Source organism: Nitratireductor sp. XY-223, from assembly GCF_004959855.1.
Classification (GTDB): Bacteria; Pseudomonadota; Alphaproteobacteria; order Rhizobiales; family Rhizobiaceae; genus Hoeflea_A.
Genome location: NZ_SPNT01000009.1, coordinates 1 through 17,939 on the forward strand (window position 1 = coordinate 1; position 17,939 = coordinate 17,939).

General features: G+C 62.6%; 15 protein-coding genes and 1 pseudogene. 13 read left to right on the forward strand and 3 right to left on the reverse strand.

Annotation, left to right across the window (positions count from 1 at the left end; all coding sequences use genetic code 11):
- Positions 1 to 79 precede the first annotated feature (79 nt).
- Both E4M07_RS23115 and E4M07_RS23120 read left to right on the forward strand, forming a co-directional pair.
- Positions 80 to 1,498: pseudogene (locus E4M07_RS23115) on the forward strand (DUF6537 domain-containing protein); the annotation flags it as partial.
- 161 nt (positions 1,499 to 1,659) lie between these two features.
- Positions 1,660 to 3,960: an EAL domain-containing protein gene (locus E4M07_RS23120; RefSeq protein ID WP_136660788.1), complete on the forward strand. Its 2,301-nt coding sequence runs from the start codon at positions 1,660 to 1,662 to the stop codon at positions 3,958 to 3,960.
- A 22-nt stretch (positions 3,961 to 3,982) separates the two neighbouring features.
- On the opposite strand, the gene E4M07_RS23125 is transcribed toward E4M07_RS23120, so the two are convergent.
- Entirely contained in the window at positions 3,983 to 4,516 is a 534-nt protein-coding gene (locus E4M07_RS23125; RefSeq protein ID WP_169054358.1) for an isoprenylcysteine carboxylmethyltransferase family protein, read from the reverse strand.
- 205 nt (positions 4,517 to 4,721) lie between these two features.
- Between E4M07_RS23125 and E4M07_RS23130 the strand changes: the two genes are divergently transcribed.
- The 6 genes from E4M07_RS23130 (at position 4,722) to E4M07_RS23155 (ending at position 10,161) form a co-directional block, all read left to right on the forward strand.
- Positions 4,722 to 5,597, forward strand: coding sequence for an alpha/beta hydrolase (locus E4M07_RS23130; RefSeq protein ID WP_136660790.1), 876 nt, complete (start codon positions 4,722 to 4,724; stop codon positions 5,595 to 5,597).
- Between the two features lie 276 nt (positions 5,598 to 5,873).
- Positions 5,874 to 6,605 (forward strand): hypothetical protein, encoded by a 732-nt coding sequence (locus E4M07_RS23135; protein WP_136660791.1) that lies wholly within the window; start codon positions 5,874 to 5,876, stop codon positions 6,603 to 6,605.
- A 262-nt stretch (positions 6,606 to 6,867) separates the two neighbouring features.
- Positions 6,868 to 7,092 carry an aa3-type cytochrome c oxidase subunit IV gene (locus E4M07_RS23140; RefSeq protein WP_136660792.1) on the forward strand — a complete coding sequence of 75 codons (225 nt, stop codon included), beginning with the start codon at positions 6,868 to 6,870 and terminating at the stop codon, positions 7,090 to 7,092.
- Positions 7,093 to 7,181: 89 nt separating this feature from the next.
- On the forward strand, positions 7,182 to 8,336 hold the full coding sequence (locus tag E4M07_RS23145) for a Re/Si-specific NAD(P)(+) transhydrogenase subunit alpha (protein ID WP_136660793.1): 1,155 nt from the start codon (positions 7,182 to 7,184) through the stop codon (positions 8,334 to 8,336).
- Positions 8,336 to 8,755 (forward strand): proton-translocating transhydrogenase family protein, encoded by a 420-nt coding sequence (locus E4M07_RS23150; RefSeq protein WP_136660794.1) that lies wholly within the window; start codon positions 8,336 to 8,338, stop codon positions 8,753 to 8,755. Before E4M07_RS23145 ends, E4M07_RS23150 begins: the two co-directional genes overlap by 1 nt.
- 11 nt (positions 8,756 to 8,766) lie before the next feature.
- Positions 8,767 to 10,161 carry an NAD(P)(+) transhydrogenase (Re/Si-specific) subunit beta gene (locus E4M07_RS23155; RefSeq protein ID WP_136660795.1) on the forward strand — a complete coding sequence of 465 codons (1,395 nt, stop codon included), beginning with the start codon at positions 8,767 to 8,769 and terminating at the stop codon, positions 10,159 to 10,161.
- 59 nt (positions 10,162 to 10,220) lie between these two features.
- Here E4M07_RS23155 and E4M07_RS23160 read toward each other — a convergent pair whose 3' ends face one another.
- Together E4M07_RS23160 and rpsU are read right to left on the reverse strand one after the other, a co-directional pair.
- Positions 10,221 to 11,033, reverse strand: a complete 813-nt coding sequence (locus E4M07_RS23160; protein ID WP_246660579.1) for a tetratricopeptide repeat protein — start codon at positions 11,031 to 11,033, stop codon at positions 10,221 to 10,223.
- 167 nt (positions 11,034 to 11,200) lie between these two features.
- The gene (gene rpsU / locus E4M07_RS23165) at positions 11,201 to 11,425 is read right to left on the reverse strand and encodes a 30S ribosomal protein S21 (protein WP_136660797.1); all 225 of its coding nucleotides are present in this window, start codon (positions 11,423 to 11,425) and stop codon (positions 11,201 to 11,203) included.
- Positions 11,426 to 11,725: 300 nt separating this feature from the next.
- On the opposite strand from rpsU, the gene E4M07_RS23170 reads away from it, so the two are divergent.
- The 5 genes from E4M07_RS23170 (at position 11,726) to E4M07_RS23190 (ending at position 17,915) form a co-directional block, all read left to right on the forward strand.
- Positions 11,726 to 12,979, forward strand: coding sequence for a sarcosine oxidase subunit beta family protein (locus tag E4M07_RS23170; RefSeq protein ID WP_136660798.1), 1,254 nt, complete (start codon positions 11,726 to 11,728; stop codon positions 12,977 to 12,979).
- A 17-nt stretch (positions 12,980 to 12,996) separates the two neighbouring features.
- Entirely contained in the window at positions 12,997 to 13,311 is a 315-nt protein-coding gene (locus tag E4M07_RS23175; RefSeq protein WP_136660799.1) for a sarcosine oxidase subunit delta, read from the forward strand.
- Positions 13,308 to 16,301, forward strand: a complete 2,994-nt coding sequence (locus tag E4M07_RS23180; RefSeq protein ID WP_136660800.1) for a sarcosine oxidase subunit alpha — start codon at positions 13,308 to 13,310, stop codon at positions 16,299 to 16,301. Before E4M07_RS23175 ends, E4M07_RS23180 begins: the two co-directional genes overlap by 4 nt.
- Positions 16,294 to 16,863: a sarcosine oxidase subunit gamma gene (locus tag E4M07_RS23185; protein WP_136660801.1), complete on the forward strand. Its 570-nt coding sequence runs from the start codon at positions 16,294 to 16,296 to the stop codon at positions 16,861 to 16,863. Before E4M07_RS23180 ends, E4M07_RS23185 begins: the two co-directional genes overlap by 8 nt.
- Before the next feature lie 212 nt (positions 16,864 to 17,075).
- Entirely contained in the window at positions 17,076 to 17,915 is an 840-nt protein-coding gene (locus E4M07_RS23190; RefSeq protein ID WP_169054359.1) for a methyltransferase domain-containing protein, read from the forward strand.
- Positions 17,916 to 17,939: the final 24 nt, after the last annotated feature.

Consider the following 17,939-nt stretch of genomic DNA (forward strand, 5'->3'; position numbering starts at 1 on the left):
TGCAGCATCTCTGCACCGTCTTTGAAACGTCAAATCAGGAGGAGGAGATAGAATCGGAATGACAAACGGCAAACTTCAGGCCCAAATCAAACGGTCGGAAAAAGATGTGTGCATACGGTAGCCGCTGGAGGGCGTTCCGCGGGCGGCCGCCAATCTGCCGGATGACGGCTGGGCCTGCGTGATCACCGGCGTCGGCGGCACGGGGGTTGTCACGATCGGCGCGATCCTCGGCATGGCGGCCCATCTGGAAGGCAAGGGCTGCGGCATGATCGACATGGCAGGACTGGCGCAAAAGGGCGGCGCGGTTCTTTCCCATGTCCGTATTGCGGCACGCCCGCAGGATATCACGGCGATCCGGGTGCCGGCGGGCAAGGCAGACCTGGTGCTGGGCTGCGACCTGGTCGTTTCGGGTTCGCGCAAGGTGCTGGCGTCGGTGCACGAGGGGAAAACCATGTTTGTCGCCAATACGGCGGAGATCATGCCCGGCGATTTCACCCGGAATGCCGATTTCTCGCTGCCGATCGAGCGGCTGAAACGGGAAATCCTCAAAGCGGCGGGCGAGGACCGAACCGTCTATTTCGACGGCACGGGCGCGGCGACACGGCTGTTCGGCAACGCCATCGCCGCCAACATGTTCATGCTGGGCATCGCCTTCCAGAAGGGCGGGCTGCCCCTGTCGGAAGAAGCGATCGAGCGCGCGATTGAACTTAACGGGCAGGCGGCGGAAATGAACATCGCGGCGTTCCGGTGGGGACGCCGGGCGGCGCATGACCCCGGCGCCGTGCGCGACCTGATGGCGGCTGAGCGCGAGCCGGATCCGGTGCGTCGCATCTCGCAAACGGTCGACGAGGTGGTGGAGCGACGGGTGCAATTCCTGACTGAATATCAAAGCCGGCGCTACGCCCGGCGCTACCGCACCCGTGTCGAGCGCATCAGGCAGGTGGAAGAAAAGCTGGCGGGAAAACCCGGCTCCCTGACCGATGCGGCGGCGCGGAACCTCTTCAAGCTGATGGCGATCAAGGACGAATACGAAGTCGCGCGGCTCTACAGCAACGGCGCTTTCACAGCCGAGTTGAAGAACCAGTTCGAAAGCTGGGACCGGCTGGAGTTCCACATGGCGCCGCCGGTCCTATCCAAACGCGACAAGAACGGTCACCTGCAAAAGCGGCGTTTCGGCGCGTGGATGATGCGCATGTTTTCCGTGCTCGCGTCGCTCCGACGCCTGCGCGGCACGCCGCTCGACGCTTTTTCCTACCAGGCAGAACGGCGCGAGGAGCGCCGGCTTTTGCGCGACTATGAGGCATTGCTTGACGAGGTCGGCGGCGCCGTGACGCAAGACCGCCTGGAGGCCGGTGTCGCGCTGCTGAGCTATCCGGGAAAGATCCGCGGTTACGGACATGTCAAGAACGCCAGCATCCGGGCGGCGGAGAAAGAGCGTGACGGGCTGAAGAGGGCGTTTCTCGACGGCGAGGCGATCGTGGCGCAGGCGGCGGAATAGTCCGCAATTGCGGTATCTGGCACTGCCCGGGGGCATAGGTCGCCTCAACCGGGTGCCGATAGCGTGCAATTGCCTGCCCTGCAACCCCCGGTTTTGAATATCTCAAACCTTCCTTAATGCTTTTACGGTACGTCTCGTAACATATTTAAGGATTGGTGTTGATGGGCGGAAAACAGCACGAGCAAATTCCGACAGATGTCTATCTGTCGTTTGTCCGGTCCCTTTACGGGAACCGGATGACGCTGCTCGCCGGCATGATTGCGCACGTCACCGTCAGTGCGCTCCTGTTTCTCAAGGTGAAAGATCCGGCCTATATCGCCTTCGGTTGCGCGATCCTGGTCAATTGGCTGGCGCGCTTTTATTCCATGTCGCTGTTCGACAAGGTGCAGTTTTCCACCGATGACCGGCAAACCATTGCATGGTGGGAGCGGATTTCCATCGTCGGCGGCGGAATGACGGCTTTTCTGCTCGGCGCGATGTGCGGTTACGCATTTCTGGTCACGCGCGACACCTTTGCCGAGATCGCCGTTCTTTCGATCACGCTGAGCCTGCTGGTGTCGGTCGTCGGGAGGAATTTCGGCACCAAGATTACGGTCTATGTGATCACCCTGGCGGCCTGCATGCCGATCATGATCAGCCTGCTCCTTGCCGGCAACATTTACATGGTGGTTCTGGCCGTCCTCATCATTCCGCTTGTCGCCACAACCATATCCATGGCCAACGGGGTCCGCGAGTTCCTCTACGAAAACGTGCTGAGCCGCCGGGAGATCGCCATCATCGCCGACCGGTTCAACGCGGCACTCAACAACATGCCGCACGGCCTTTTCATGCTCGATGAAAACGGCCGTATCGTCGTTGCGAACAAGAAGGCCGCCGAACTGCTCTCCGCGCCCGACAGGGATTCGCTGCGCAACCACTCGCTGATGGCGGTTCTGCGCTACGGTGTGCGCAGGGGCGTGATCACCTCCGGACGGGCGAAGATCATCCAGCGGCAGCTCAAGTCGCTGATCGCCGGCGAGGAGTCGCGGGCGCTGGTTTACTTCTCCGAGGAGCTCTACCTTGAATTCAGCGCCAAGCGGCGCAAGGGGAACGGCGTCGTCCTGATCTTCGAGGACGTCACCGCGCGCATCAAGGCCGAGGAGAAAATCGTCCACATGGCGCGCTACGACAGCCTGACCGGGCTGTCGAACCGCGGCTATTTTTCCGAGATTGTCGAAAACGCGGTCCGCAATATGGGCGAAGACGAGAAATTCGCCCTGGCCGTGATCGACCTGGACGATTTCAAGCACGTCAACGACACCAACGGGCACATGACGGGCGACCGGCTGCTGTGCGCGATCTCGGCGCGGCTGTCCGGCCTGGCAGACGAGCGCATGACGCTGTCGCGCTTCGGCGGCGATGAATTCGTGATCTTCATCCGCGATGTGCGTGACGAGAAAGATGTCGACAATGTCATGTCGGAGCTGTTCGAATCCCTGCGCGGAAACTACCTGATCAACGGCAACAAGCTGTTTGTCAGCCTCAGCGCCGGCGTGGTGATCGGTTCGAAGGCGGAATTCAAGCTCGACGACCTGCAGATCAAGGCCGACCTTGCCCTTTACGAGACGAAACACCAGGACAAGAACAGCTGGGTGATCTTCGCCGAGGAGATGGACGAGAAATACACGCAGCGCCAGAAGTTGAAGGCCGCCCTGCGCGATGCGGTGCGGGAAAAGTCCTTTACAGTGGTGTATCAGCCGATGTTTACGGCGGACACCGTGCAGGTTGCCTGCTGCGAGGCGCTGTCGCGCTGGTACCACCCTGATTTCGGTGCCGTCTCGCCCGCGGACTATATTCCGCTTGCAGAGGAGATGGGCATCGTCGGCGAACTCACCCGCCACATGCTGAACGTCGCGTGCCGCGACTGCGCCGGCTGGCCTAACGGATCATCCGTGTCCGTCAATCTTTCCGCCAACGATCTTCGCAACAAGGAGATCGTGTCGATGGTCACGGAGGCGCTCAGCGCCGCCGGGCTCGACGCAAGGCGGCTTCAGGTCGAGGTGACCGAAAGCGCATTTGTCCAGGATGCCGCGAAAGCAAAGGCCATCCTCGAGGAGTTGCACGCAAAGGGCGTCACGATCGCCATTGACGATTTCGGCACAGGCTATTCGAGCCTGAGCTACCTGCACCTCCTGCCGCTCGACAAGGTGAAGATCGACCGGTCCTTCGTTTCCGACATCGCCAACGACGAGCGCACGCTGAAGCTGCTCAAGGGTGTCGTCCACCTGTCGCGCGAACTGGGGCTGGAGATCGTGGTTGAAGGCGTCGAAACCGAGGAACAGCTTGAACTGATCCGCTCGACCCGAAGCGCCGACCTTATCCAGGGGTTCATCTTCGGCATGCCGATGCCCAACAGCGGCATCGCGGAGCTCGCCTCCAACAGGTCCGCTGCGAAGCAGGCCGCCGTCGCGGCCTCCTCATAGCCTTACCGGTTTTCGTGTGCCGTCAGCCGCGACCGAACAGTTTCGGAAAGAAGCGGCCGGTCCTTTGCGCATAGTCCGCGTATTCGCCGGCCATTTGCGTGGAGGCGAACTTGCGCTCCTCGCCGCTGGCGGCAAGCCAGTATGCGAGGTAAATCGCCGCGAGCGGTACAAGGGCCCAGGCGTTCCAGGTCGCAATCGCCCAGCCGGTCCACAACAACAGATACGATGTGTAGAACGGGTGACGAACGTAGGAATAGGGACCCGTCTGTAAGAGGCTGCCGGGCAGTTTCTCGTCAAACGCGGCGAACAGGCCGGCCTTGGAAGACTCGCGGATCGCCGCCCAAAACAGTACTGCGCTCGCCGCCAGCATGAGGAGACCGATAAGTTGGGCGGCGGCCGGCTGCGGTCCGGCAAAGGTCAAAATGGTCATGCACACCATGCTGACCAGAACCAATAGCGACAACAGGTTCATGCCTTTCGGCATGTTTTTAACGTCGACGTCGAAATGACACTGCATCGACCAGACGTGTGTGCCCAGTATTCCAATGGCAATCAAGCAAACAAGCCCATCAAGGATCACGGTTGTCATTCCCTGCCTGTTTTCACGGACCCGATCAGAAACACATTGCGAACGTTTCGCTAACTTATCACGCTTCTAACGAATAAAATCGAACAGGCAAGCTTAGGTTTTTTTTAAGCCGCGAAGTCTATGGTGGAACAGCGCGCGAATACGTGCACGTGATCCTTGGTGGAGAACGGTTTTGGAACAAGAAACACTGATATTCGAGAATTCCGGCGCCGGAGCGCTTGCCTATACAGAGCGAGCCGGTGAGAAAATGCCGATCGTGTTTCTTCATGGTTCCGGGTTTTCCAAGGAGATTTTCAAGCTGCAGTTCGGCGGCCAGCAGCTTCGTGACCATCATCTCATCGCTGTCGATCTGCCGGGCCACGGCGCGTCCGAGGACGCTGTCGATCCAAAAGCGACCTATTCCTATGCGGGTTTCGCATCCGCGATCACCGATTTCATAAAATGGCGGGGCATCGAGCGGTGCATCGTCGTCGGCTGGTCGCTTGGCGGTCATGTCGCCTATGAAATGCTCGATACGGTTCCGCAGGTCGCAGGTGTTCTTACGTTCGGCGCGCCGCCGGCCGTGGGCGGGCCGCTCGGCATAATCCGCTCGCTGCACATCTCCAAGAACCTGCTGCTGATTTCGAAGGCCAAGTTCAGCCGCGCCGATGCCGAACGGTTCGAACAGGCCTGTCTTGACGGCCATTGCCAGGGTGAATTTGTCGACGCGCTTTGCCGCACCGACGAAAAGATGCGGCCGTTTCTTTCCCGCAGCGTGATGGGAAGCACGGGGCACGGCCAGAGGAAACGGGTGGAGACGACTAACACGCCCGTCTGCCTGCTGCAGGGCAGGCATGATCCGATCGCGCGCACGGGCTATATGCAGGCATTTTCGGGCGAGAGCCTCTTCGCGGGAAGATGCATTGTCTTTGACGAGTCCGGCCACGCGCCGTTTCTCGACGCGCCCGAGAAATTCGATTCCCTCCTGTCGCAATTCGCCGACTCCGTGGAGGCCGGCCAGTTGACAGCCGGCAGCGATGTCCGGCCGGATTACGCGCTGGCCGGATAGGAACATCCGGCGGCCACTCAACGGCCGAACCCCAGTCAATTGTCGATAACCTTGCAGCGCGGTGATTGGTCGCCGCCGCCGGCGAGCGCGCCTCTAGTTCCGATGCGCGCGATATTCCCGACAGCCGATACAGATCCATGCCGGGCGCCTTCGCGCGCCGAAGCTGCGCGTTAACCTTAATATGAAGTTAATGGCCTCTATTATTTGATTCAACTTTTATATTGTCCGTCGATCCGCTACGGTTAAGCAATCGTTAACCAGCATCTGGGGCGGCAGATGACGCAAGCAGGCGTACAACCCACTTTCACTGAAAAGCTGTTCGATGTGATGGATCGCATCGAGTACCGGCGCATCACCAGCGCGGAAGATTTCGAGGACGTATCGAACCTTCGGCAAAAGGCCTACGAAAAGGCGGGAATGCACGTTCCCGACAATGGGGGCCTCTTCGTCGACGAAATCGATTTCGATCCGCAGGCCCATGTGTTCGGCGTTTACTGCGACGAGACGCTGATCAGTTCATTGCGCATCCATCACGTGACGCCGGATCACCGGGTCAGCCCGGCCCGCAATCTGTTTCCGAAAGAGGTCGACGCCTTTCTCGACGCGGGAATGACGCTTATCGATCCGGTCCGTCACGCCTCCGATCCGGACGTCTTTGACGATCTGCCGGCGCTGCCTTACCTGACCCTGCGCATCGCGACCATGGCCATCGAGTTCTTCGAGGCCGAGCGTTGCCTTTCGTTCGTGCCGCCGCGCCACGTGGCCTTCTACCGGCGGGTCTTCGGCTCCAAGCTCGTTGCCGGTCCGCTGATCAACTGCCCGGGCTACAATATCGATTTCTCGCTGCTGGCCGCAGACGTTCCGAACGAGCTGCCCAAGGTATACAGACGCTACCCGTTCTTCCGATCGCAGCCCTTTGAGAGGCGCATGATGTTCGCGCCGCAGGAAGAACTCGGCACGATGCCGCTGACCATCCGGCCGACGGCCCGTTACCTCCAGGCCGCCTAGCGGGCGGTAAGCAATCCAGACGATCCGGTTGTCCAGATACCGGCCGGACAGCCGTATCGTCCAAGATTTCCGCAATACGGGCGCCGAGCCGCCCGCTTTCCTCGTACGACTTGCCCTGCAGCGCAGCATTGTGTATTCGATGCTGCGAATGTCTTTCGTCAGCCCGAAGACACCGTTCTCGGGGCTGGCTTGCAACGGAATTCAAGACGGGATCGTTCGTGCTTCGTCGCGGACTCAGCCGGCTTGGCAGGGGAGAATCTTCATGGCTGAACAGAACACCGGACCCGTCGAAACGGGTGCCGACATGGACTATTCGGAACACGAAAAAACCTACAGCATGTTCCTGATGCTTGCCAAATTCGGCACGCTGATCTGTGCTATCATTCTGATCGCCATGGCCATCGGCTTTTTCACCGCGGCCGGCTTCATTACCGCCACGCTCGTTGCAGTCATCCTTTTCGTCGCCGGTTTCTACCTGCTCAGGTAGGGCCCTACCGGCCCGCGCCGGACGCCTCGCTGCCGCGCGATGCGGCTGCGGCATCTTCTCGGCGCGCTTCCAGTCCAAAGGAGTGAAGAGTGGCCAGCACCGTTTTCATCGCTAAAGAAACCCACCCCGACGAAACCCGCGTCGCCGCCTCGGTCGATTCCGTTAAGAAGATGGTCGCGCTCGGTCTTGGCGTCGTGGTGCAGAAGGGCGCCGGCGCCGGCTCGAAGGTTCCCGACGAAGCATTTGCCGAGGCGGGCGCGAAACTCGGCACCGCGGCCGGGGCGAAGACCGCAGATGTCGTTTTGCGGGTCCGGCGTCCGACGGATGCCGAGGCCAAGAACTACAAGAAGGGCGCCGCCGTCATTGCGGTCATGGATCCCTACGGCAACGAGAAAGCGCTTGAATCGCTGGCCAAGGCCGGACTGACCTGCTTTGCCATGGAACTGATGCCGCGCATCACCCGCGCCCAGGTCATGGACGTCTTGTCGTCGCAGGCGAACCTTGCCGGCTACCAGGCGGTGATCGACGCTTCCCATGAGTTCGAACGCGCCATGCCGATGATGATGACGGCCGCGGGCACCGTTCCGGCGGCAAAGGTCTTCGTCATGGGTGCCGGGGTCGCAGGACTGCAGGCGATCGCCACCGCACGGCGGCTCGGCGCCGTTGTCTCGGCGACGGACGTGCGCCCCGCAGCCAAGGAACAGGTGGCGTCGCTCGGCGGCAAGTTCATCGCCGTCGAGGACGAGGAATTCAAGGCGGCGGAGACGGCCGGCGGCTACGCCAAGGAAATGTCCAAGGAGTACCAGGCCAAGCAGGCTGCGCTCGTCGCCGACCATATCGCCAAGCAGGACATCGTCATCACCACGGCACTCATTCCCGGACGGCCGGCACCGAAACTGGTCAGCAAGGCAATGCTGAAATCGATGCGGCCCGGATCCATCTGCGTCGATCTCGCGGTGGAACGCGGCGGCAATGTCGAGGGCGCCAAGGCGGGCGAGATCGCCGAGGTCGAGGGTGTGCGGGTGATCGGCTACAACAATGTTGCCGGCCGGATCGCCGCCAGCGCCTCGCAGCTTTATGCGAAAAACCTGCTTTCCTTCCTCGAGACGCTGATCGACAAGGACGCGAAAACGCTGGCGATCGATCCGGAAGACGAACTCGTGAAAGCCACCATGCTGACCCATGGCGGCAAGATTGTGCACCCGAATTTCGGCGGTGCCGATGACGCAAAGGGAGATGCATGATGGCAAATTCCGCAGTCGACAAAGCGCTGGATAATCTCGAATCCGCCGCAGAAGCCGTCCGCCAGGCGGTGACCGACATGCCAGCGGCAGCCGACGCCGCCGGAGCGGCGGCGCACGGGGCGAGCGGTGGCGCCATCGACCCGTTTGTTTTCCGCTTCGCGATCTTCGTGCTGGCGATCTTCGTCGGCTACTATGTCGTCTGGTCGGTGACGCCGGCGCTGCACACGCCGCTCATGGCGGTCACCAACGCCATTTCCTCCGTCATCGTCGTCGGCGCGCTGCTCGCCGTCGGGATATCGGCAAGCGGGCTGGCGACCGGCTTCGGCTTCATCGCGCTGGTGCTTGCCTCGGTGAACATCTTCGGCGGATTCCTCGTCACCCAGCGCATGCTGGCCATGTACAAGAAAAAAGAGAAGTGAGGGGCTGATTGATGTCTGAGAGTTTCGCGGCCTTCCTCTACCTTGTTTCGGGCGTTCTCTTCATTCTTGCCCTGAGGGGGCTTTCGCATCCGACGACCAGCCGACGCGGCAATGTCTACGGCATGATCGGCATGGGTATTGCCATCGTGACGACGCTCGCGCTGACAACGCCCTCGGCGGGCGGCATCGGCCTGATCGTCATCGGCATTGCCGCCGGCGGCGGTGTCGGCGCCTATGTGGCGCGCCGCATCCCGATGACGGCGATGCCGCAGCTCGTGGCAGCCTTCCACTCGCTGGTCGGCCTGGCAGCGGTTCTGGTCGCTGCGGCGGCGCTCTATGCGCCGACGTCCTTCGGCATCGGCGATGTCGGCGACATCCATTCGCAGGCGCTGATCGAAATGTCGATCGGCGTGGCGATCGGCGCGATCACCTTCACCGGATCGATCATCGCCTTCCTCAAGCTGGACGGACGCATGTCCGGCAAACCGATCATGCTGCCGATGCGCCATGCCATCAATGCCGGGCTCGGCATTGCGGTTGTCGTGCTGGTGGCGATCCTGGTCGTCAGCGAGAGCACCTTCGTCTTCTGGCTGATCGTCGTGCTGTCGCTTCTGCTCGGCGTCCTGATCATCATTCCCATCGGCGGTGCCGACATGCCCGTCGTCGTGTCGATGCTCAACTCCTATTCGGGCTGGGCCGCGGCCGGTATCGGCTTCACGCTCGGCAACCTGGCGCTGATCATCACCGGCGCGCTGGTCGGCTCGTCCGGTGCGATCCTGTCCTACATCATGTGCAAGGGCATGAACCGTTCGTTCATCTCCGTGATCCTCGGCGGTTTCGGCGGTGAAACGGCGGCCGCCGCGGACGACGACATGGACCGGTCGGTCAAGCTCGGTTCCGCCGAGGACGCCGCCTTCCTGATGCAGAACGCCTCGAAGGTCATCATCGTACCGGGTTACGGCATGGCCGTTGCACAGGCCCAGCACGCGCTGCGCGAACTCGCGGACCTGCTCAAGGAGAACGACGTTGAGGTCAAATACGCGATCCATCCGGTCGCCGGGCGCATGCCCGGTCACATGAACGTGCTGCTCGCGGAGGCCAATGTGCCCTATGACGAGGTGTTCGAGCTGGAGGATATCAACTCCGAGTTCGCCCAGGCTGACGTCGCCTATGTGATCGGCGCCAACGACGTGACCAACCCGGCGGCGCGTGACGATCCCACCTCGCCGATCTACGGCATGCCGATCCTGGAAGTGGACAAGGCCAAGACGTGCCTCTTCGTCAAGCGCTCGCTCGGCTCCGGCTATGCCGGCATCGACAACACGCTGTTCTACAAGGACGGCACGATGATGCTGCTGGGCGATGCCAAGAAGATGACCGAGGACATCGTTAAGTCGATCGACTGACCGCCAAAAACAAAAAACCCGCCGGTCCGGCGGGTTTTTTTATAAACGTAGCGTTTTTGCTAGCCGCGGACGCGGGCGAGCCCGTCCTTGGCTGGCTGGTATTTCGGGTCGAGCTGGGCTGCCCGCGCGTAGGCGTTGCGGGCCTTCGTGGTCTCGCCGCGGCGCTCGTAGATCAGGCCCTGGTTGACCCAGGCCTCGGCGATGTTCTTGTCGAGCTGCAGCGCCTTGTTGATGTCGGTAAAGGCATTTTCCTCGTCGCCCAGCGCCAGATAGGACAGACCCCGGTTGTTGTAGGGCAGCGGTGCGCTGGGTGAGAGCGATATGGATCTCGAGAAGTCCTCGATGGCCTGCTGGTGCTGGCCGCGCTGCTGGTAGATCAGGCCGCGATTGTTGTAGGCGCGGGGATCGGTGGTGTCGAGATTGATGGCGCGGTTGTAGTCGTTGAAGGCGTTGTTCGACTGGCCGGCCTCGCGGTACATGTTGCCGCGGCCGATATAGGCGACGTCGTAGCGCGGGTTGATCTGCAGCGCCTTGTTGTAGTCGTTCGATGCGGCGGCGAGATCGCCCATGCCGCGATAGACCAGCGCCCGGTTGGCGTAGGCCTGGTACAGGTTCGGATTGAGCTGGAGCGCCGTGTTGAAATCCTTCAGCGCCTTCTGGAAGTCGCCGGCGCGGCCATAGGCGCTGCCGCGGACATTGTAGGCTTCCGCATCGTTCGGATTGTTGGCGATCACCTGGGTCAGCGAGGCGATATTGCCTTCCGAGCCCTGCGCCCGCTCAATGCTGATGACACTTTCGGGATTGGTCGCCTGGCAGGCGGAAAGCGCAAGGGCCGACGCGGCTATCGCCAGCCATGTGGGAAAACGCCTGATGCCGGCACCCGTGGTGTTGTCTGCAGTCACCCGTCTGTCCCTCGTTTGCCCTGTCCGGATCGTTCTGTCGCGGGCGCTTCAGGTCCCAAAACCCACAAATAAAGGCGGTGGCGAACAAATCGCCCCGCCCCACAAAACGCACAAATTGCGTTTGAAAAATGGCAGATCTAGCGGCCGCCGCGGCCGACCAGAAGACCTTCACGCTGTGCGCGCTTGCGTGCCAGCTTGCGGACACGGCGGACGGCTTCGGCCTTCTCGCGGGCGCGCTTCTGAGACGGCTTCTCGTAGAAGTCGCGCATCTTCATTTCGCGGAAAATGCCTTCACGCTGCATCTTCTTTTTCAGCGCACGAAGCGCCTGGTCTACATTGTTGTCGCGGACAAGTACCTGCACCTGATCCCGTTCCTTCCGATTTCGTGTTGGGCCAGCGCATCAATATCTGGATATTGCGTTGGCAAATACATTCTGGTTCGCGAAAGTCCTCGGACCTCGCGGCTGATAGGCAACTAACAGAATTCGCGGTTCAAGTCCAGAGTCCGGGGCGGGAATTGATTATTTTCGCGAACACAGGATAAAACTCTTCGCTGGTCGGATGGCGCGGCGTCGCGCGTCGCAATAAAACAAATGCGACTTGCCTAAATCTGCCATCACAGAAGTCCACATTGACCGTTCGAACGGGAGCCAGTCATACGCATGCGGAAGTATTCGATTTTCGCGGTCGCCCGGGAGGCCATGCGCGGCCACAAGGGTTGGCCGCAGCAGTGGACGTCCCCGGAACCGAAAAAACAGTATGACGTGATCATCGTCGGTGCCGGCGGCCATGGACTCGGCGCCGCTTACTACCTTGCCAAGCAGCACGGCATCACCAATGTGGCCGTCGTCGAGAAAGGCTGGCTGGGTGGCGGCAATACCGGCCGCAACACCACGATCATCCGGTCGAACTACCTCTATGACGAAAGCGCCGCGCTCTATAACCACGCGATGAAAATGTGGGACGGGCTCAGCCAGGACCTGAACTACAACGTCATGTATTCGGCCCGCGGCGTGATGATGCTGGCGCACAATGTCCATGACGTGCAGGGCGCCCAGCGCCACATCCACGCCAACCGGCTCAACGGGGTGCAGAACGAATGGCTGACGCCCGAACAGGCGAAGGAATACTGCCCGCCGCTGAACATCTCGAAGACAGCACGCTATCCGGTCATGGGCGCGGCGCTGCAGCGCTGCGGCGGCAATGCGCGGCATGACGCGGTCGCCTGGGGCTATGCGCGCGGCGCCGCCAACCGCGGCGTCGACATCATCCAGAACTGCGCGGTCACCGGGATCAGGCGGGCGGCGAACGGTGCGGTCGAGGGCGTCGAGACGACCCGCGGGTTCATCGGCGCGAAAAAGGTCGGCGTTGTCGCCGCCGGCCACAGCTCGGTCCTCATGGAGATGGCAGGCGTCCAGATGCCGCTCGAGAGCTACCCCCTGCAGGCGCTGGTGTCGGAACCGGTCAAGCCGATTTTCCCGTGCGTGGTCATGTCCAACACGGTGCACGCCTATATCTCCCAGTCGGACAAGGGCGAACTCGTCATCGGCGCGGGAACCGACCAGTACACCTCCTATTCGCAGACCGGCGGCCTGCATATCCTGACCCACACGCTCGACGCCATCTGCGAGATGTTCCCGATCTTCTCGCGGATGAAGATGCTGCGCTCCTGGGGTGGCATCGTGGATGTGACGCCCGACCGCTCGCCGATCCTCGCCAAGACGCCGGTGCCCGGGCTCTACGTCAATTGCGGCTGGGGAACGGGCGGCTTCAAGGCGACGCCCGGGTCGGCGCATGTCTTTGCCCACACCATCGCCAACGATGCGCCGCATCCGATCAACGCGCCCTTCACGCTCGAGCGTTTCCGCACGGGCCGCCTGATCGACGAAGCGGCCGCCGCCGCCGTCGCGCACTGACTGTCCGGGGTTCAACAATGCTGCAGATTTACTGTCCCTATTGCAAAGAAGAGCGGCCGGAGCTGGAATTCCGCCATGCGGGCGAAGCGCATATCGCGCGCCCGGCCGACATGAAGTCGATCTCCGACGAGGAATTCGAGGGCTATTTCTTCATCCGGTCCAATCCGAAGGGCATCGCCTTCGAGCGCTGGCGGCACGTGCACGGTTGCGGCCGCTTCTTCAATGCCGCCCGCGATACCGTGTCGGACAAGTTCATCACCACCTACGAGGCGGGCGAGCCGAAACCCGATGCGGCCGAGCTTGCCGCCAAGAGCGGGGAAGCGGACAAATGAGCGGCGCAAATCGCATCGCCGGGGCCGGCCGGCTGACACCGGCCAGAACCGTCCGTTTCACCTTCGACGGCGACATCTATACCGGGCTCGAGGGCGACACGCTGGCGTCGGCGCTGATTGCCAACGGTGTTCACCTGATGGGCCGCTCGTTCAAGTATCACCGCCCGCGCGGCGTGCTCGGCGCCGGGGCCGAGGAGCCCAACGCGCTGATGGGCATCGAGCGCGACAAGGCGCGACGGCAGCCGAACGTGCGGGCCACCGTCCAGGAGGTTTTCGAGGGCATGAAGGCGGTCTCGCAGAACCGCTGGCCGTCGCTGGGCTTCGATGTCGGCGCGGTGAACGACCTTTTCTCGCCGTTCTTCGCCGCCGGCTTCTACTACAAGACCTTCATGTGGCCGAAGGCGGCCTGGCAGAAGCTCTACGAGCCGGTGATCCGCTCCGCGGCCGGCCTCGGCGTCTCCCCCGACGAGGCCGATACCGACCACTACGCCAGCCGCTATGTCCACTGCGACGTGCTCGTCATCGGCGGCGGCGTATCGGGCCTTTCGGCGGCGCTCGCAGCCGCGCGGACCGGCGTCAGCGTGATTATCTGCGATGAGCAGGCGCATCCGGGCGGCGCGCTTGCCTACGAGACGGGCGTCGCCGTCAATGGCGAACCCGGTTTCGACTGGGCCGTCGAAACCGCCTGCGCGCTTGCCGCGATGGACAATGTCCGGGTGCTGACGCGCACGACGGCCTTCGGCTATTACGCCCAGAATTTCGTCGGGCTTGCGGAGCGGGTCACCGACCATCTGGCCGATCCCGGTCCGGAACTGCCGCGCGAGCGCCTCTGGCAGGTCCGGGCGAAGAAAGTGATCCTGGCGACCGGCGCCATCGAACGGCACATGGTCTTCGCCAACAACGACCGGCCGGGGATCATGCTGTCGTCGGCGGCGCGCAAGTATCTCAACCATTACGGGGTTGCCGTCGGCACGAAGATCGGCATCTACACGGCGAATGATTCGGCCTATGAGACCGCTTTCGACCTCAAGCGCGCCGGCGCGTCCGTCGAGGCGATCGTCGACTGCCGCGACAACCCCGGCGAAGGACTTCTGTCGAAGGCCGCCGATCTCGGCATCGAGGTGCTGACGGACCATTCGGTCATCAACACATCCGGCGCGCGGCGCATTTCGGCAATGACCGTCAAGCGCAACCGCGGCGGCGGGAGCCGCTCCGTCGCCGTCGATGCACTGATCATGTCGGCGGGCTGGACACCGTCTGTGCATATGTTCTCGCAGTCGCGCGGCAAGGTCGCATGGGATGCGGAAACCGAGCGTTTCCTGCCGGGCGAATACGCGCAGGACTGTACAAGCGTCGGCGCCTGCAATGGCACCGACGAGCTCCAGGCGAGCATCGACGAGGCGGTCGCGGCGGGCAGCGAAGCCGCAAAGGCGACCGGCGGCAAACGGGCCGCAAAGCCGAAGCTCAAAGGCACCGGCGCCGGGAACTGGTCGGGCGGCATGGCCGGCAGCACCGCTGGTGCCGGGCCGGACACGACGGTCAAGGCGTTCGTCGACTTCCAGAACGACGTGACAGCCAAGGACATCCGCCTTGCTGTGCGCGAGGGCATGCACTCCATCGAGCATGTCAAGCGTTTCACCACCAACGGCATGGCATCCGACCAGGGCAAGACGTCCAACATCCACGGCCTGGCGATTGCCGCCGAGGCGCTCGGCCGCGACATGCCGGAAGTCGGCCTCACCACCTTCAGGCCGCCCTATACGCCGGTGACCTTCGGCTCGATCGTCAATCACGGCCGCGGCAAATTGTTCGACCCGGCCCGCAAGACGCCAATGCACGGCTGGGAAGAAGATCATGGCGCGGTCTTCGAGGATGTCGGCCAGTGGAAGCGCGCCTGGTTCTACCCGCGCGCCGGCGAGGATATGCACGCCGCCGTCAACCGCGAGTGCCGCACGGTGCGTGAGGTCGCCGGCCTGTTCGATGCATCGACCCTCGGCAAGATCGAGGTCGTCGGTCCCGACGCCGCCAAGTTCCTGGACCTCATGTACACGAATGGCTGGCAGAAGCTGAAACCCGGACGCTGCAAATACGGCATCATGCTGCGCGAGGACGGCTTCATCTACGATGACGGCGTTGTCGCCCGGATTGCCGAGGACCGGTTCCACGTGACGACCACCACCGGCGGCGCGCCGCGCGTGCTTCACCACATGGAAGACTATCTGCAGACCGAATTTCCCGAACTCGATGTTTGGCTGACCTCGACCAGCGAACAGTGGGCGGTTGTAGCCGTGCAGGGGCCGAAGGCGCGGGAGATCATCGCGCCGCTGGTGGAGGACATTGATCTGTCGAACGAGGCAATGCCGCATATGAGCGCGCGCGAGGGCAGGATCTGCGGCGTGCCGACCCGGCTGTTCCGGGTGTCGTTCACCGGCGAGGCGGGTTTCGAGGTCAACGTACCGGCCGATTACGGGCGCGCCGTCTGGGAAGCCATCTGGGCACGGGCGGAGCCGCTCGGCGCCTGCGCCTATGGCACCGAAACAATGCATGTGCTGCGCGCCGAGAAGGGTTTCATCATCGTCGGGCAGGACACGGACGGGACGGTAACGCCGCAGGATGCCGGTCTCTCCTGGGCAATTGCCAAGGCGAAGCCCGACTTCGTCGGCATCCGCGGCCTAATGCGGCCGGACCTGGTGGCGGAGGGGCGCAAGCAGCTCGTCGGCCTGAAGACGAAGAACCCGAAAACGGTGCTCGAGGAGGGCGCCCAGATCGTCGCCGACCCGAACCAGCCGGTGCCGATGAAGATGCTCGGGCACGTCACCTCGTCCTACTGGTCTGAGAACTGCGGCCATTCGATTGCCATGGCGCTGATCGCGGACGGGCGGGCGAAGACGGGCGAGACGCTTTACGTTCCGATGCCGGACCGGACCATCGAGGTGGAGGTGACGGGCACCGTGTTCTTTGACGAGAAGGGGGAGCGGGTCAATGGCTGAGGCTCTGGCGGCTAGGCCGCAATATCCGCTGGAAGGACTGGTCGCGGGTTCGGCGCAGGTGCAGATCACGCCGGCGGCGCCGGCGAGCCGGCTCGCCCTGCGCGCCCGCCCCGATGCCGTCGCGCCACTCTCCAAGGCGCTCGCCGTCAAGCTGCCGCAAAAGCCGAAGACTTCCGCGCGCGGGACGGCCGCAAAGACAAAAAGCCGGCAGGCGCTGTGGCTCGGCCCAGACGAGTGGCTGGTGATCGACACCGACGGCGCGGACCTGATGGCGGCTTGCCAACCGGCGACGGGAACCTTCTCGGCAGTCGACGTGTCGAACCGCAACACGGCGATCATCGTCTCGGGCGCCGCCGCCGAAGCCGTCATCAGCTCCGGCTGCCCGCAGGACCTGTCGCTCAAGGCCTTTCCGGTCGGCGCCTGCGCGCGCACGCTGCTCGGCAAGACAGAGATTGTCTTGCTGCGAGAGGAAGAGGACGTGTTCAGGGTCGAGTGCTGGCGGTCCTTCTCGGCCTACGCGTTCGCGTTTCTGGCGGAAGCGGCGCGGGACCCGATGGTGTAACGCGCCGCCGCAAAAGCGGACATTTCGTGCGCCTGTCGTAGGGTCTGCATAAGCTGAAGACATCAGGGCGTGCGACGGCAGCCAAAGGCCGAAAGGCGCCCCTGGCCCGGGTCGGACGCGTGGCCGGTGAAATGTATTCGCCGCTCCAACCACACGTTCCAATTGGCTGCGGGGCGTATTACGCTGCTCGATATGCCTTTGGGGGGAACCATATGAGCGACGAAGTGTCCGGGCGATCCGAATATATTCACGGCAGCTCGCCGGAGGAACAGCAACGGTTGTCATTGCTCAATGACATCCTGAACGAGTCCTGCCTGAGGGAGCTTGGTCTCCGACCCGGAGAGACGGTCCTGGACCTCGGCAGCGGGCTCGGTCAGTTCACGCGCCTGATTGCACGGACGGTGGGCAGCAAGGGACACGTGGTCGGAATAGAGCGAGACCGCGATCAGATTTCGCAAGCAAACAGGCTCGCCGAAGGTTCAGAGGAGCCGAAACTTGTGGAGTTCCGCAAGGGTGATGCGCTGGAGCTCCCCTTGAGCGAGTCGGAATGGGGAACATTCGATGTCGCGCATGCCCGCTTTCTTCTGGAGCATGTTCCCCGCCCGGAACTGGTCATTGCGCAGATGGTTCGTTCAGTTCGGCCCGGCGGACGCGTTTTCGTCTGCGATGACGATCATGATGACTTTCGCCCTTGGCCCGAACCCCCGGGTTTTCCCGCACTTTGGCAGGCGTATGTCCGTTCGTATGAAAGGCTTGGCAATGACCCTTACGTCGGGCGCCGTCTCGTTTCGCTGCTCGGCGATGGTGGATTGACCTCTATCCGCAACACCTGCGTGTTTTTCGGAGGATGCGCCGGAAACGAACGGTTCGAGGCTGTCGCTGACAATCTGATCGGTGCGCTTGAGGGTGCCAGGGACCCGATAGTGTCCGGAGAACTTCTGGACGAAGTGTCCTTCAACACCGGCATGGACGGGCTCCGGCAGTGGAAAGCGCATCCTTCTGCCGCTTTGTGGTACTCGGCGTGTTGTGCGGAGGGGATTGTGCCGAACTGAGGTTCCCGACCGTGTCTCGCGTCA

Excerpts from the sequence above, each read along its gene's own strand:
- E4M07_RS23140 (WP_136660792.1), top strand. The coding sequence starts at position 6,868 with ATGGCTGAACAGAACACCGGACCCGTCGAAACGGGTGCCGACATGGAC.
- E4M07_RS23155 (WP_136660795.1), top strand. The coding sequence starts at position 8,767 with ATGTCTGAGAGTTTCGCGGCCTTCCTCTACCTTGTTTCGGGCGTTCTC.
- E4M07_RS23150 (WP_136660794.1), top strand. The coding sequence starts at position 8,336 with ATGGCAAATTCCGCAGTCGACAAAGCGCTGGATAATCTCGAATCCGCC.
- E4M07_RS23170 (WP_136660798.1), top strand. The coding sequence starts at position 11,726 with ATGCGGAAGTATTCGATTTTCGCGGTCGCCCGGGAGGCCATGCGCGGC.
- E4M07_RS23180 (WP_136660800.1), top strand. The coding sequence starts at position 13,308 with ATGAGCGGCGCAAATCGCATCGCCGGGGCCGGCCGGCTGACACCGGCC.
- E4M07_RS23120 (WP_136660788.1), top strand. The coding sequence starts at position 1,660 with ATGGGCGGAAAACAGCACGAGCAAATTCCGACAGATGTCTATCTGTCG.
- E4M07_RS23190 (WP_169054359.1), top strand. The coding sequence starts at position 17,076 with ATGAGCGACGAAGTGTCCGGGCGATCCGAATATATTCACGGCAGCTCG.
- E4M07_RS23185 (WP_136660801.1), top strand. The coding sequence starts at position 16,294 with ATGGCTGAGGCTCTGGCGGCTAGGCCGCAATATCCGCTGGAAGGACTG.
- E4M07_RS23135 (WP_136660791.1), top strand. The coding sequence starts at position 5,874 with ATGACGCAAGCAGGCGTACAACCCACTTTCACTGAAAAGCTGTTCGAT.
- E4M07_RS23175 (WP_136660799.1), top strand. The coding sequence starts at position 12,997 with ATGCTGCAGATTTACTGTCCCTATTGCAAAGAAGAGCGGCCGGAGCTG.